This window comes from Arthrobacter sp. NPDC058127 (assembly GCF_042884555.1).
In the GTDB taxonomy this organism is placed as follows: domain Bacteria; phylum Actinomycetota; class Actinomycetes; order Actinomycetales; family Micrococcaceae; genus Arthrobacter.
Genome location: NZ_JBHVTT010000001.1, coordinates 308,959 through 322,131, shown reverse-complemented (window position 1 = coordinate 322,131; position 13,173 = coordinate 308,959). Strand labels below are relative to the sequence as shown.

At 63.1% G+C, this 13,173-nt stretch carries 14 protein-coding genes; 5 read left to right on the top strand and 9 right to left on the bottom strand.

The genetic code is table 11. From position 1 onward, the window contains the following. Nucleotides 1–77 precede the first annotated feature (77 nt). A complete protein-coding gene (locus tag ACFVTG_RS01525) occupies nt 78–1,154 on the top strand; it encodes a LacI family DNA-binding transcriptional regulator (protein ID WP_284755572.1) in 1,077 nt (358 codons plus the stop codon). Between the two features lie 68 nt (nt 1,155–1,222). Here the strand turns inward: ACFVTG_RS01525 and ACFVTG_RS01520 are convergent, their stop codons facing one another. From ACFVTG_RS01520 to ACFVTG_RS01500, 5 genes are all read right to left on the bottom strand, one after another. Further along, nucleotides 1,223–3,115: a transketolase gene (locus ACFVTG_RS01520; protein WP_390277445.1), complete on the bottom strand. Its 1,893-nt coding sequence runs from the start codon at nt 3,113–3,115 to the stop codon at nt 1,223–1,225. Nucleotides 3,116–3,440: 325 nt separating this feature from the next. Further along, nucleotides 3,441–4,127, bottom strand: a complete 687-nt coding sequence (locus ACFVTG_RS01515) for an SRPBCC family protein (protein ID WP_390277443.1) — start codon at nt 4,125–4,127, stop codon at nt 3,441–3,443. A 56-nt stretch (nt 4,128–4,183) separates the two neighbouring features. Beyond that, nucleotides 4,184–4,510: a hypothetical protein gene (locus ACFVTG_RS01510; protein ID WP_390277441.1), complete on the bottom strand. Its 327-nt coding sequence runs from the start codon at nt 4,508–4,510 to the stop codon at nt 4,184–4,186. Nucleotides 4,511–4,768: 258 nt separating this feature from the next. Continuing rightward, a complete protein-coding gene (locus ACFVTG_RS01505; protein ID WP_350225171.1) occupies nt 4,769–5,290 on the bottom strand; it encodes a DUF6328 family protein in 522 nt (173 codons plus the stop codon). After that, nucleotides 5,287–5,496, bottom strand: a complete 210-nt coding sequence (locus tag ACFVTG_RS01500) for a hypothetical protein (RefSeq protein ID WP_284755563.1) — start codon at nt 5,494–5,496, stop codon at nt 5,287–5,289. Before ACFVTG_RS01500 ends, ACFVTG_RS01505 begins: the two co-directional genes overlap by 4 nt. Nucleotides 5,497–5,670: 174 nt before the next feature. On the opposite strand from ACFVTG_RS01500, the gene ACFVTG_RS01495 reads away from it, so the two are divergent. Then, nucleotides 5,671–6,651: a cation transporter gene (locus ACFVTG_RS01495; RefSeq protein WP_284755559.1), complete on the top strand. Its 981-nt coding sequence runs from the start codon at nt 5,671–5,673 to the stop codon at nt 6,649–6,651. 203 nt (nt 6,652–6,854) lie between these two features. Continuing rightward, nucleotides 6,855–7,298, top strand: coding sequence for a hypothetical protein (locus tag ACFVTG_RS01490; protein ID WP_284755558.1), 444 nt, complete (start codon nt 6,855–6,857; stop codon nt 7,296–7,298). Nucleotides 7,299–7,313: 15 nt separating this feature from the next. Here ACFVTG_RS01490 and ACFVTG_RS01485 read toward each other — a convergent pair whose 3' ends face one another. The 4 genes from ACFVTG_RS01485 to ACFVTG_RS01470 form a co-directional block, all read right to left on the bottom strand. After that, nucleotides 7,314–8,204 carry a helix-turn-helix transcriptional regulator gene (locus tag ACFVTG_RS01485; RefSeq protein ID WP_284755556.1) on the bottom strand — a complete coding sequence of 297 codons (891 nt, stop codon included), beginning with the start codon at nt 8,202–8,204 and terminating at the stop codon, nt 7,314–7,316. Between the two features lie 116 nt (nt 8,205–8,320). After that, nucleotides 8,321–8,473: a hypothetical protein gene (locus tag ACFVTG_RS01480; protein ID WP_172465612.1), complete on the bottom strand. Its 153-nt coding sequence runs from the start codon at nt 8,471–8,473 to the stop codon at nt 8,321–8,323. 89 nt (nt 8,474–8,562) lie between these two features. Continuing rightward, on the bottom strand, nt 8,563–9,429 hold the full coding sequence (locus ACFVTG_RS01475; protein ID WP_390277437.1) for a class II glutamine amidotransferase: 867 nt from the start codon (nt 9,427–9,429) through the stop codon (nt 8,563–8,565). A 43-nt stretch (nt 9,430–9,472) separates the two neighbouring features. Beyond that, nucleotides 9,473–10,873, bottom strand: a complete 1,401-nt coding sequence (locus tag ACFVTG_RS01470) for a glutamate decarboxylase (protein ID WP_390277928.1) — start codon at nt 10,871–10,873, stop codon at nt 9,473–9,475. Nucleotides 10,874–11,116: 243 nt separating this feature from the next. Here ACFVTG_RS01470 and ACFVTG_RS01465 point away from each other — a divergent pair, with 243 nt between their 5' ends. Both ACFVTG_RS01465 and ACFVTG_RS01460 read left to right on the top strand, forming a co-directional pair. Beyond that, a complete protein-coding gene (locus ACFVTG_RS01465) occupies nt 11,117–12,703 on the top strand; it encodes a protease pro-enzyme activation domain-containing protein (protein WP_390277435.1) in 1,587 nt (528 codons plus the stop codon). A gap of 111 nt (nt 12,704–12,814) precedes the next feature. Then, nucleotides 12,815–13,099, top strand: coding sequence for a YegP family protein (locus ACFVTG_RS01460; RefSeq protein WP_390277433.1), 285 nt, complete (start codon nt 12,815–12,817; stop codon nt 13,097–13,099). Nucleotides 13,100–13,173 lie beyond the last annotated feature (74 nt).

The following is a 13,173-nucleotide window of genomic DNA, read 5'->3' as shown; positions in this document are numbered from 1 at the left end:
AGACCGGACTCACAAGGGGTTGCAAAAAATGTAACCCAAGCCACACTGGCCGTCAAGGCCCCCTTCGGAAGGCATACATGAGCAGCAACGGTTCGAGGCGACGCGAGATTACGGTCGCCGACGTCGCGAAAGCGGCACAGGTGTCCAAGGCGCAGGCTGCACGGGCACTGGGAAATTACGGGGCTGTCAGCGAAGAAGTCCGGGGCCGGGTCCTTGCGGCAGCAGAGGAGCTTTCCTATAGGCCCAACGAGCTGGCCCGCAGCATGAACACGGGGAAATCCAACACGATCGGGGTAGTCGTGGGCGACATTGAGAACCCCCACTTCGGACTCGCAACGAGGGGGATTACGGACACTGCCAAGAAGAGCGGCTACAACGTCATCCTGATCAACACCGATGAGGAATTAGCCGCGGAAGTCGAGGCGGTTCAGGTCCTGCTCGACAAGCGCGTGGACGGACTGATCGTGGCGCCGGCGTCGTCTGTCGAAACAAAACATTTACAGCACGTTCACGAATCCGGGCGGCCCCTGGTGCTCCTGGACCGAAAAGCCGAGGGGCTGGACGTTGAGACCATCGCAGTAAGCATGATCGACATTTCCTACGAGTCCACCCGGTATCTCCTCGAGGCCGGCCACCGCCAGGTCGCTTTTGTCTCCACCCTCAAGACCGACTCTGCGTACCGGGCCGGGATGGTGCTGGATTCCACGCAGATCTCGGAGCGTCTGGAGGGTATGCAGCGCGCCTTCTCGGAAATCGGACTAACGCTCTCGGAGGACCATGTGCGGCTCAACGCCGGCGACGCGGATTCCATCCGGAACATCACCCGCGGACTTCTGCTCATGCCCGAGCCTGTCACCGCCATTGTGGCATCCGACGGCCTTATAGCGCTCAGCGTCGTCGAAGCCATCCAGGAGCTGGGTCTCGCGATCCCCGACGACGTTTCGTTCCTGATGTATGACGATTTTTCCTGGACACGCCTGACCAGCCCCCCGCTGACCGTCATTGCCCAACCTGTGTACGAAATGGGCGTGGCCGCTGCCAGTGCCCTGATTCGGCAAATCGAGGGGCGGAAGCCCGTGGCCAACGGGCCCGAGTTCTCCGCGCGTCTTATCCGGCGGGGTTCGGTCGCAATGCCGCGTACCGCAAGAGTCTAGGTTCGTTCAACAACGGCCCGCGGCGGCCCGCGGCTTCACACTGGCGGCGCCGTCCCGCCGTTGCGTTATCAGTCCATGACCAGATCGCGCGCGGCGGCAGCGATGTGGCGCGCGGAGATACCTGCGGCGTTGAGCAAGTCTTTGGGTTCGCCGGAACCCGGCAGTTCCCTTACGGCGAGAAGTGCCATATGGAGTTTGGGAGTGTTGGCACTCGCGAGCGCTTCGAGCACGGCCGAGCCGATGCCCCCTTGGGCGTAGTGGTCTTCTGCGACAACTATCCGGCCATCGGTTTCGAGGCACGTCCGGCGCAGGGTGTCGACGTCGATCGGCTTGATGGAGTAGAGGTCGATGACGCGGGCCTTGATTCCCGACTGGGCCAGTTGCTCGGCGGCTGCGAGGCATTCGTGGAGTGTGACGCCGGCGCCGATGAGCGCCACTTGGTCCTCGGGGCTGGCTCCGTGGACCTTGCTTCCGCCAAGGGGGAACTGTTCGTCCGGCCCGTAAATCACGGGATAGGCACCCCGGGTGGCGCGCAGGTAGGAGATTCCGGGCGTGTCTGCCATGGCGCTCACGAGCTGTGCTGTGGACGGGGCGTCGGACGGATAGAGCACCGTGGAACTGTGCACTGCCCGCACGGCGGCAATGTCTTCCAGCGCCATTTGCGAAGGACCGTCCTGCCCGATTTCAGCGCCGGCATGCGTGCCGACGAGCCGGATGTTCACCTCTGAGACTCCGGCCATACGGATGAAGTCGAATGGCCGCGAAACCAGGAAAGCCGCGAAACTTGACGCGAAGGCCACGTAGCCGCGAACCGAGAGACCGATGGCGGCGGCAACGAGTTGCTGCTCGGCAATGAATACTTCGAAATACCGCTCAGGGGCCACCTCCTTGAAGTCTCCTGCGTGAGTCGAATTTCCCACCTCTCCATCCAGGACCACCACGTCGGGCCGAACGGCAAGAGCGGACACGGCGGCGCCAAAGGCGGCCCTGGTGGCCACTTTGTCGCCGACCTTCCAATCCGGAAGTGTGACCGCAACGTGAGTGTCCGGCGTGATTGCTGGAGCGCCGGACTCCGGAGACCGGGTGGTCACGTGGACGCTGCTTGGTCCGCCAAGGGCTGCTATGGCTTTCTCGGCCATGTCTGCAGGTAGCGCTTTGCCGTGCCAGCCGTTTTGGTCTTCGATCTCAGGCACCCCTTTGCCCTTGATCGTCTTGGCCAGAATGACCGTCGGTTTATCAGGATCGCTCCGGGCCCGGCTCAGCGCGTCGTCGATCTCTGATAGATCATGTCCGTCGATGATGAGGGGACGGGCCCCGAAAGCCTCAACGCGCCGGGCGTAGGCGTCCATATCCCATTGCAGTTCGGTAGGGCCATTCTGGCCTAGCCGGTTGACGTCGACGACGGCGGTGAGGTTGCCGAGCTTGTAGTAGGCCGCCTTGTCCAAGGCCTCCCAAATCGACCCTTCGGCTAGTTCGCTATCTCCGCATAACACCCAGGTGTGGAAGGGCAGCTTGTCCAGGTACCGTCCACCCATGCTTACCCCGACGGCGACCGGCAGCCCTTGTCCCAGCGAGCCGGTAGCCACATCGACCCAAGGCAGCACCGGGGTCGGGTGGCCCTGAAGCCGGGCACCGAACTGACGGTAGGTGTTCAGCAGCTCATCTTCCTCGACCACGCCCACGGCCCGATACATGGAATACAGGAGGGGTGAAGCATGTCCCTTGGAGAAAATGAGGTGGTCGTTGTTCGGCAAGGCCGGATTATCCCAGTCGTAGCGAAGGTGCCTGGTGAGGAGGACCGCCATAAGATCCGCGGCCGACAACGACGACGTCGGATGACCCGAGCCGGCGTTGGTGCTGCACCTGATGGAATCCACACGCAATTGCGTGGCCAGTGCCCGGATGGAATCCGCTTCTTCGGCTTGCATCGGTGCAGGCCGCAATTCTGGACCTTTTGACATCTCAGTTGCCTTTCATACGCTCCGAGCGGGCGCGCCTGTCCTACGTGCCGGGCTCACAAAATCGTGAGGGGCGGCTCTCCCAAGGGCCGCGAGGGCGGGAAGGGAAGGTCCGGACCCGGCTCGGGGACAGGGGACGGGTCCGGCTCGGGCAGTGGAACCGGCTCGGGGGTTCCCGGGCGGGGCCCGGGTTCAGGCTCCGGGCCAGGGGTCGGGACGGGCGTAGGACCTGGCTCCGGGAACGGGACGGGCTCCGGCGCCGGGCTTGGGCCGGGCTCCCGGGTGGGGTCAGCGTTCGGGTCGCGCGTGGGGTCGGGAGGGAACTCGCTCATTGTTTGCTCCTCGGAGTGTCTTCCGTGGTGTAGTCGCCTTCGATCCGCTCGGCGGACAGATCCGTGACCCGCTCCGTGCCGTAGTCGCCCTCGGTGTACTGGCCAACACGAGGCGCGTCACCGCCGTCGGCCGCTTCCATAGCTGCAGGGGTCGTCAAGTCAGGATCGACGGCGGGCAGTTCCGAGGTGGTGACGACAGGGGAGACTGGTTCCCCAGAGTCGTCGACATCGCCGGCGGCTACGGAGCCTCGCCAAGCTCCGCTCTCATAGCCGCGTTCTTCGATGAATTTCTTGAACTTGTCGAGGTCGGCTGAAACCCGCATATCGTCGATGCCCACCAGGGAGCCGGCCTTTTCGGCAAGGCCCTCCGGCTCCCATTCGATCTCCACACTCACCCGCGTACGGTCCGCACCAAGGGGCTCGAAGCTTACCGTGCCCGCGTTCCTCGGTCCGTCAATGCTGGCCCAGCTGACCAGTAAATCCGGGACCTGCTCCAGGATCTGGGCGTTGAAGTCGCGCTTGACGCCGCCGACCTTGGTGGAAAAATGCAGGGCGGTCTCGTCGATTTGTTCGACCGCTTCGACGCCCTTCATGAATTCCGGGAAAGACTCGAACTGGGTCCATTGGTTGTATGCCACTGAAACGGGAACTTCCACGTCGATTGTTCGGTTAACCGTAGCCATGTTCATGCTCCTTGCTTGCGCTTGTTCCTGCGGAGTTTGGTGCTCGCTTAGGCGATCTAGCCGGCGTCGAATGTTTCGCCGTCGTCGTCTTTCGGGGACTTATCCTCGGGCAGCCCTGTTGCATCGCCCTTCGGCTCCGACGAAAAAGACCTTCCGGGATCGGTCCCCTCGGAGTTCGAGTCGTCCAGCTCGGCATCGGCCGATGGGACAGCAGCTGAATCGTCGTCCTCCTCGGGTGTCGTTGTGTCGGTGTCCTTCGACTGATCCGCTTGCTGCCCCTCGCGTCCTGGCATTTCTTGTTCGGGCGTCGGGGTTCCGTAACCTCCGAACTCCTCTTCCTCGGCTGCATGGTGCTCGTGCATATCCATACCGTCCTTCCGCATTGGTTGAACCTGTTGATGGAAAATCAAGAACCGGCTACTCACGACGTCTTCGGTCGTGACCGGGAGGGCGGCCTGGAGATCCAGGACCCGGGCCCCGGACGAGAGGGACGCCGGCCCTCTTTCGGCGGTCGCTTGAGCTTGCTACCACATCGAAATTAGTAGGCTGGCGGTCCGTTGTCCATGGATTCCGGGAAATTGATCAGCAAACTTACTATCTTGATCTTAAAGGCCTAGACTAGGCCGGCATTGGACCTCGAACTAGGGTTCCGAAGCTACCTTCCGGCGCCGGGGAGACCAGGAAAGCAGGGGGTACAGCAGCACGAGGGCCGCGAGAGCGACAAGAATGCCGCCACCCGCCGCGAGGCCTGCCTCGGGCCCCACGGCAACGCTGAAGATCAGTCCGGCGCATCCTGCAATCAGTAGGGCTACGCAAGCCAGGACGGCCTTGACGATCAGGTTCCCTGCAGCCACCAGCCGGTACTTGACGTGATGCTGGAAAAGTCGCCGGTGCAGGCTGACCGGAACCAGCATGAGGCCGGTAGTCATGGTTGCCAGGACAACGAGGAGGAGGAACCACCATTTCTGCAGCTCCGTCAGCGTGCCGAATCGCTGTTGGAAGGGAAGGGTCAGCAGGAAGCCTCCAATGATTTGGACGCCTGTCTGGAGGACGCGCATTTCCTGGAGCAGCTCATTCCAATTGCGGTCCATCCGTTGGTCCTCGGACTCGTGCCTGGTGTCGGGAGCCGGCCCGGGGAGCAGGGGATCTTCCGGTCCGCTCACGACGGACGCGGCAGTTCGCAACCTGCCACGGGGTTCAGTCCCATGTAGTTCAAGGGACCGGCAACAATATTCAGGCTAATCGTTGCGAACTGGGAGCACTGCGCCGGGACGGCGCTGAAGTAGCCTCGCTGTCCGGCCGCTACTGCTCCTATGACGAGCCAGATCACCACGATCAGCCCGAAAATCGACCCGAATCGCATGGCCATCGACCAACCTCTCATCGATTCCGAATATCATCAGCTTACTTATTCAGGGACGTCGACCATAGGCTGGCCGATAACGACGGCGGCGGGAATGCGGTCCGTAACGCCCAAACCTTCCGATCCTTCCTGGGCGACCACCAGGGGCGGCCTCCACCATTGTTGGGTACCGTAGCTTCCATGGCTCAAACCAAGAGGGTCAAGATGCAATCGTCATCACTCATGACCGTGATCTTGGCGTTTGCGGCAAATCTCCTTGTCGCCGCGGCGAAAACCGTTGCTGCCGTGATGAGCGGGTCTGCCTCGATGATCGCCGAGTCCGCCCACTCCTGGGCCGACACCGGAAACCAGGTCTTCCTGCTGGTGGCCGAGAGGAGATCCTCGAAAAAGCGGGACGTGGCCCATCCAATGGGCTACGGCAGGGAAGCATACGTGTGGTCGATGTTCGCTGCGTTTGGGCTTTTCACCGCCGGCGCAGTGGTCTCCGTGATGCACGGCATCCAACAGCTTTTCGCACCGGAGCCCGCCCGCGATTTTGCGATCGCCTACGCGGTTTTGGCGATATCTTTCGTCCTCGAAGGGGGATCGTTCGTCCAGGCGTTCCGGCAGGCCCGCAAGTCCGCACGGGAGCTTGAACGCCGCACTTTGGAGCAGGTCCTCAAGAGCTCGGATCCCACCATGCGTGCTGTCTTCGCGGAGGACAGTGCCGCATTGATCGGCCTCGTCATTGCCTCCATGGGCGTCTTCCTGCACCAGGTCACAGGATCCCCGGTGCCTGACGCTCTCGGATCCATATTTGTCGGCATCCTTCTCGGTGTCATCGCAGTGGTCCTGATAGATCGCAATCGTCGCTTCCTTGTAGGCCAAGGCGTTACTCCCGAGCTTGAGAAATCGATGGCAATGCGCGTCTTGGAACATGCGGAAATCGAACGGCTGACGTACTTGCACTTGGAATTCGTTGGTCCACGCAAGCTGTATTTAGTGGCCGCCGTTGATATCAAGGGCGACCTCCGGGAACATGAAGTGGCCGTGGCCCTGCGCCGCGTCGAACGCGAACTCGAGGACCAGGAAACCGTGGAGGAAGCCGTGCTGACCCTGGCCACCCCCGACGAACCCTCATTGACCTTTGGCACCCGCAGGCACTCTCCAACCGTGGAGTAGCTGTCTGGCTGGCAATCCGCTGGCGCTGCCCTGGCGAAAACAAGTAGACGACACTCGTGCCATGCTTCACGCAAAGTTGTTGACTCAAGGAACCTGCCTCCGCGCGCTATCCGAGGACGCCGATCTCAGCTGGCCAACGGCAGGGTCGGCCGCAGGATGGAACCGGCGCGGCGGATGCTCAGTCAATGTCGAGGGGAGCTGCAATGGACGGGCAAATTTGGATTTGGATCGTGGTGGCGATTGTAATCATCGCGCTGATCGTCGCCGTCGTCGTTTTTGGGCGCCGTGCTAAAGACGCCGCCAACCGCAAGCGCGCCGCGGACCTCCGCGAGAAGGCCCGGGCCGACGCCGTCGGAGCTCATGAGCGCAGCGCTGAGGCCGCTCGAGCGACGGCCGACGCCGCGCGTGCCGAGAGCGAAGCGGAACGGCTGCACAAGGAGGCCGCGGACAAGCAGAAGGCTGCCGAGCGGGCCAACGAAGTCTCGCAAGACAGGCTGCGGCGGGCGGAAGAGCTGGACCCCGATGCAGGCAACCGCTCGGACCCGGATGGTACGGAAAGCCGCCGGGACAGGGACGACGACGAAACCCGACGGGAACGCGAGGACGACCGAGGCGACGAGGAGGGACGCCGGGACCCGAGATCGTAGGCTATCCCGCTGCCGTCACACTCCACCTGCAGCAGGTGCGGCTTGGGGTTGCTCTGCCATTTCCTGGGTGGCGGCCCAGCTCGCGAGGAGGCGCAGGGCATCTGCGGAAGGGGAGCCAGGTTCCGCAGGGTAGATGAATAGGGAGAGCCCGGTGTCCGCCGACAGTTCCATTGCCTCGAACAGCAGGCGGAGTTCGCCCACAACGGGGTGGTGGAAGTGCTTGAAACCGCTGTAGTGGCGGCGCACGTTGTGTGCGGCCCAGCGAGTGCGGAATTCATCGCTTCGGGTGGAAAGCTCTCCTACGAGGTCGCTCAGCCCGCGGTCGAACGGGTCGCGGCCGGCCTCGGTGCGCAGGATGGCCACCATGTTGTTGGCGGCAAGTTCCCAATCCGGGAAGAACCGCCGCGCCCGCTCCTCATCCAGGAATATGAAGCGAGCATAGTTGGCCGGCCGGACCGGGTTGACATACATCTCGGAATGCAAAGCAAGGCCGAGTTTGTTGGCAGCCAGAATGTCCATGCGCGCGTTGCGGACAAATGCCGGCGCGTCAGTGATGGCATCAAGGGCAAACTGGACACTTGGCCGGACCTGCTGCGGGGCCGACCGACGCTGCCGCTTGCTTGTTCCGGCCGTGCGGGCGAGATCGAAGAGGTGTGCGCTCTCAGCCTCGTCGAGTTGGAGGGCATTGGCCAGTGCTTCCAAGACGCTTTCAGACACTCCCGCAAGGTTTCCGCGTTCAAGACGGGTGTAATACTCAACGCTTACCCCGGCCAGGGTTGCGACTTCTCCGCGACGGAGCCCGGGTACTCGGCGGTTCCCGCTCGACGACGGCAGCCCCGCCTGTTCGGGGGTGATCTTCGCCCGACGGGAAGCAAGGAAATCGCGAGCGTCGTTCCGGTTGTCCATGCGATCAACGATAGTGACCTAAAAGCGCCTTGAGGGAGTCCCTGCCAGTACCTCTATCAACGGAAACTTCCCAGCGGCGGTGGTGGCCCCGACGTCGGCCGAGACCCGACGTCGTCCTAGAAGATGTGGAAGTCGCCGGCGTCGGCGTTCGCAGACGGGTACACCACGGGTTCCCGTCCCAGCTCCAGCAGGACGTCGTTGATGCTCATTTGCCCGTCGAGTTGGACGGCCGGGACGAAGGCGGTTTCGGATTCGACTTCAGCGGTCATGGATCGATCTTATGCGCGGCAGGGCCCATGGACACGATGAACACGCGGCCTTCAGGCTAAGACGCCGAGCGCTGGCTTGTGGTCGAGGATCACGGTTTCTGGGATGCGGCCGCGGAGGGGGAGAGGTCGGACAGGGTTAGGGGATGTGCCGGAGCCTCCGGGAACGGGTGGCTGATAGTCACAGCCAAATCCGGATTGACGTGGACCAGAGCGCCGGCGGGCAGCGCACTCCACTGCGGGTTGTCATCCATCGGTTCGGTGGCGATGAGGACGTGTCCGGCACGCGAGGCCTCCCTGCTGTGCGCGCGGATGCGGGAGCTCCTTGCGTCCAGGGGAGCTGCCTCGTCCGAGCGGGCAGGCAGCCGTTCCAGAATGTGAAGCTCATGCGTGTCCGGGTACCTGACTGCCCAAACATCGCTCGCGGTCGTCAGGATGAGGTTCAAACTGAACACCGGTAACTCCTTGGCGATCCAGCTGATCGCCTGGGTAATTCCTTCGCCGACGTCGCCATCCGCCCGTCTGCTTTCCGCGGTGATCAGCGCGAAGAGGCGCTCACTGTCGGTCTGGCCCTTCACCAAGTCCGCGACCCCGAACTCAGCCAGCCGCTGATCGAGCCGTTCAAGGTCGCCGAAGGCTCCGTTGTGGGCGAACAACCGCCCGTCCTGCTCGAACGGATGGGTATTGACCATGGTGTGCGCGCCGGTGCTGGCATACCTCACATGGGCCAGGAACGTCGTGCTCTTCAGGACCCGTGCCTCACGTGCAAAGGCGTGGTCCTCCCATGCGGCGAGCGGTTGTTTGGCGACATGGGCCTTACCGTCGCCGTCAAAGGTGCCTATTCCGGCGCCGTCGGGCTCGCGCTTGCTCTGGTCAGCGAGGCTGTCCGGGGCGTCCAAAAGCCAGAAAGTGGCCCGGACTGCTTGTGAACCGGCATGCAAGCCGAACAACCGGCACATGGCACGCATCCTTCCTTGAAGCGGCTGGCATTGAAGCGGCTGGCTAGTGGTGGAACGCCTGGGTTTGCCCGCCGGCGGGCATCGGCGCGGTGAGGCCGTCCAGGTAGGCGACTTCCTTCTTGAGGTCGGCCAGGAAGCTGGACGCGAGGTCGCGCGTGAAGCCGTTGCGGACAACGATCCGCTGGACAGTAATCTCGCTCAGTCCTTCGGGCATGGGGTATGCGGGGACGAGCCAGCCATTCATCCGCAGCCGTTCGGACAAGTGGTGGAGGTTCCACTTTTCCGTGTAGCCGTCAGTGAGCTGCCAGGCAAAGACCGGAATGTCCGATCCGTCGCTCCACAAAGTAAACGACTCCATCGCCCCTATTTCGCTGGAGAGATAAAGCGCCACGTCCCGGGAAGTTGCCTGGACGGATTTGTAGCCCTCATATCCGAGCCGGAGGAACAGGTAGTACTGAAGGAGCACCTGGGCGCCGGGGCGTGAGAAGTTCAGGGCGAAGCTCGGCATGTTGCCGCCCAGGTAACTGACATGGAAGATCAGGTCTTCGGGCAGCGCCTGCTCGTCACGCCAGATGACCCAGCCGAGGCCGGGATAAACCAAGCCGTACTTGTGGCCGGACGTGTTGATCGAGGCAACCCGCGGGAGTCGGAAGTCCCAGACGGTCTCCCGCTGCAGGAAGGGTGCAACCATGGCTCCAGAGGCGCCGTCGACGTGGATCGGAATATCCAGGCCGCGTTTTTCCTGGATTTCGTCCAGCGCCGCCGAGATCTGTTCCACGGGTTCATATGCTCCCGTGTAGGTCACTCCCATGATCGCTACAACGCCAATGGTGTTCTCGTCCACGTACTTGTCCAGCTCGTAGCCGTCCAGCACTTGGTGTTCCTTCGATACGGGAACGTACCGGGCCTCCACGTCCCAATAGTTGCAGAACTTCTCCCAGCACACTTGGACGGCCGAGCTGAGGACCAGGTTGGGTTTGTCCGTGGAAAGACCGGCCGCCCGCCGTGCGTGCTGCCAGCGACGCTTCAAGGCCAGTCCGCCCAGCATGCATGCCTCGGAGGAACCGATCGTTGAGGTCCCAACGGATTTGGCGGGCTCGGGCGCGTTCCACAAGTCTGCGAGCATCCGCCAGCAGCGGGTCTCGATCAAGGCCGTCTGGGGGTATTCGTCCTTGTCGATCATGTTCTTGTCGAACGTCTCGGCGTACAGTTTCGACGCTTCCGGTTCCATCCACGTTCCAACGAACGTTGCCAGGTTCAAGCGGGAGTTGCCGTCCAGCATGGCTTCGTCGTGGACAACCTGATAAGCAGTGGAAGGAAGGGACTCCCCGTCCGGAATGGTGAACCGTGGAAAAATACTGGATTCTCCCGGTCGGCTGAACACCGGGTTCAGTTCTACTGCAGTGTCGGGTTCATGGGCTGATATTCGGTGTGACCTATTGATGGTTCGCTCCTTTGACTCGCCGCAGCGCAGGCCGCTGCAGTGGCATGGCCCGCCAAGGCCCCACGCTACCGTGGGTGGCCGCCCTGCCCAAGCCCTTCCGGGAGCCGCAATCGCTCAGGTTGGCGCAGCTCAAAGAGGTGATCGTCGCAGCTTGAGGTCTCTCCCAGGCCATGGTGCCAAAGTGGCTCCTGGTGCATAATCTCAGGGGACTGAGCTTTGTCACCGCGAGGGTAGGAGGCACCAATGTCGATGCAGGACACTCCAGAAGATCGCCAGCCGGGGGAGACGCAAAGCGTTCCGCTGCCAGGATCAGAGAGGGCTCCCGCTCCGGGCGTCCGGGCTATCTTCGGTCCCGTTGATCCTTCCCGTCGGATCGAGGCGACGGTCATCCTGAGGCGCCGGGAAGAAATGGCCGACGTTCCGTCCGCAGCCCTTTCGCGGGACGAACTTGCCTCCCGATACGGCGCATCGGCAGCAGACCTGGATCTGGCTGTAGGCACTTTCGCCAACCTCGGTCTCGACGTCGTGGAGTCGGACGCGGCCAGCCGCAGGATTCGGCTGGCCGGAACCGTGGAGCAGATGAGCAACATCTTCGGGACGTCCCTCGACGAGCTGACGAGCCGCAGCCCGGACGGCACCGCTGTCACCCACAGGCATCGCACCGGCGGCCTGCAACTACCTGCAGCCCTCGACGGCGTCGTCGTTGCCGTCCTCGGCCTTGACGACCGGCCGCAGGCCCGTGCACAATTCCGCGCCATCCCCCTGGCCGCGGCCAGTACCAGCTATACCCCGCCCCAGCTGGGAAAGATCTACAACTTCCCTAAGGGAACGGACGGGACGGGTCAAACCGTAGCCATCCTCGAGCTGGGCGGCGGCTACGGGCAGCAAGACCTTGACGCTTACTTCCAGGAGCTTGGTATCGCGACGCCGAGCATCACCGCGGTAGGAGTCGACGGCGGGGCGAACCAGCCGGGGCAGGATCCGGCAGGCGCCGACGGGGAGGTCCTGCTCGACATCGAAGTGGTCGGCGCCTTGGCGCCGAAGGCCAACATTGTGGTCTATTTTGCTCCCAACACCGACGCCGGGTTCCTGGATGCGATTGTCGCAGCCTCCCATGCAAACCCGGCGCCGGCCGCGATCAGCATCAGTTGGGGCCAGAGCGAAGACGCCTGGACCGCCCAGGCCCGGTCCGCTTTCGACCAGGCCATGGCGGACGCCGCAGCCCTCGGAGTGACGGTGACAGCAGCAGCCGGGGACAACGGCAGTGCGGATGGCGCAACGGACAGCAAGGATCATGCCGATTTCCCGGCGTCGAGCCCGCATGTGCTGGCCTGCGGCGGAACCCGCCTTCAAGCAGACGCCGCAACAGGTGTCATCAGCGCGGAAACGGTCTGGAACGATGGCCCCAACTCGGCTACCGGCGGAGGATACAGCGATGTCTTTCCGGTTCCTTCTTGGCAGTCGGGCATCTCGGGACATGCCAAGCACAAGAAAGCTGGAAGGGGTGTGCCCGATGTCAGCGGCGTCGCCGACCCGCAAACCGGCTACCAAGTGCGCGTCGACGGGAAAGACATGGTGATCGGGGGAACCAGTGCGGTGGCGCCTCTCTGGGCGGCCCTGGTTGCCCGCCTCGCCCAGGCCACTAACAGGCGCTTCGGGCTGATCCAGCCGCTGCTCTACCAAAACGGCACCCAACCGGCGTCGGGCTTCCATGACATCACCTCAGGCTCCAATGGAAGCTACCATGCCGGGACCGGCTGGGATCCCTGCACGGGCCTGGGCAGTCCGGACGGCAGTGCTCTCCTTGCATTGCTGGAAGCCAAGCCCTAGCGGACCTGCGGAACCGTCGCTCTACTCCCAAAAACTCACCGCCCAAAGGGGTTTGGCTCGGTAGACTGGTTGGTGTCCTTTACAACCTCGGGTTTCAAAGGAGGCCACACAATGGCTGGATACTTTGAGCTGATCGACGGACCCAACGATGGGTACAGGATTGCCCTACGCGACGGCGAAGGCGACATTCTGGCGATGTCTACGACCTTCTCCACCAAGCAGTCGGCTGTTCGCGGGATATCCACACTCAGGGAGATCGCCGGAACGGCCCTCATCAAGGACCGGAGCCACGGACGGTGGACGCCGTCCCTTGAGCGTCAGGCACACCACTTGCATCTGTTCCACCAACCCGCATGGCGGAAGCACGAAGTAAGAAGCGCGGCAGGCCGCTTGTAGCCCTGCGGCAGCGCGGTTTCACGAACCGCCCCGCACTCCAGTCCCCAAGGCCCTCCCCGTTACGGGTTCCACGG

Coding starts and splice junctions, on each gene's coding strand:
- ACFVTG_RS01525 (WP_284755572.1), top strand. CDS start 78: ATGAGCAGCAACGGTTCGAGGCGACGCGAGATTACGGTCGCCGACGTC.
- ACFVTG_RS01520 (WP_390277445.1), bottom strand. CDS start 3,115: ATGTCAAAAGGTCCAGAATTGCGGCCTGCACCGATGCAAGCCGAAGAA.
- ACFVTG_RS01515 (WP_390277443.1), bottom strand. CDS start 4,127: ATGGCTACGGTTAACCGAACAATCGACGTGGAAGTTCCCGTTTCAGTG.
- ACFVTG_RS01510 (WP_390277441.1), bottom strand. CDS start 4,510: ATGCGGAAGGACGGTATGGATATGCACGAGCACCATGCAGCCGAGGAA.
- ACFVTG_RS01500 (WP_284755563.1), bottom strand. CDS start 5,496: ATGGCCATGCGATTCGGGTCGATTTTCGGGCTGATCGTGGTGATCTGG.
- ACFVTG_RS01495 (WP_284755559.1), top strand. CDS start 5,671: ATGGCTCAAACCAAGAGGGTCAAGATGCAATCGTCATCACTCATGACC.
- ACFVTG_RS01490 (WP_284755558.1), top strand. CDS start 6,855: ATGGACGGGCAAATTTGGATTTGGATCGTGGTGGCGATTGTAATCATC.
- ACFVTG_RS01485 (WP_284755556.1), bottom strand. CDS start 8,204: ATGGACAACCGGAACGACGCTCGCGATTTCCTTGCTTCCCGTCGGGCG.
- ACFVTG_RS01480 (WP_172465612.1), bottom strand. CDS start 8,473: ATGACCGCTGAAGTCGAATCCGAAACCGCCTTCGTCCCGGCCGTCCAA.
- ACFVTG_RS01475 (WP_390277437.1), bottom strand. CDS start 9,429: ATGTGCCGGTTGTTCGGCTTGCATGCCGGTTCACAAGCAGTCCGGGCC.
- ACFVTG_RS01465 (WP_390277435.1), top strand. CDS start 11,117: ATGTCGATGCAGGACACTCCAGAAGATCGCCAGCCGGGGGAGACGCAA.
- ACFVTG_RS01460 (WP_390277433.1), top strand. CDS start 12,815: ATGGCTGGATACTTTGAGCTGATCGACGGACCCAACGATGGGTACAGG.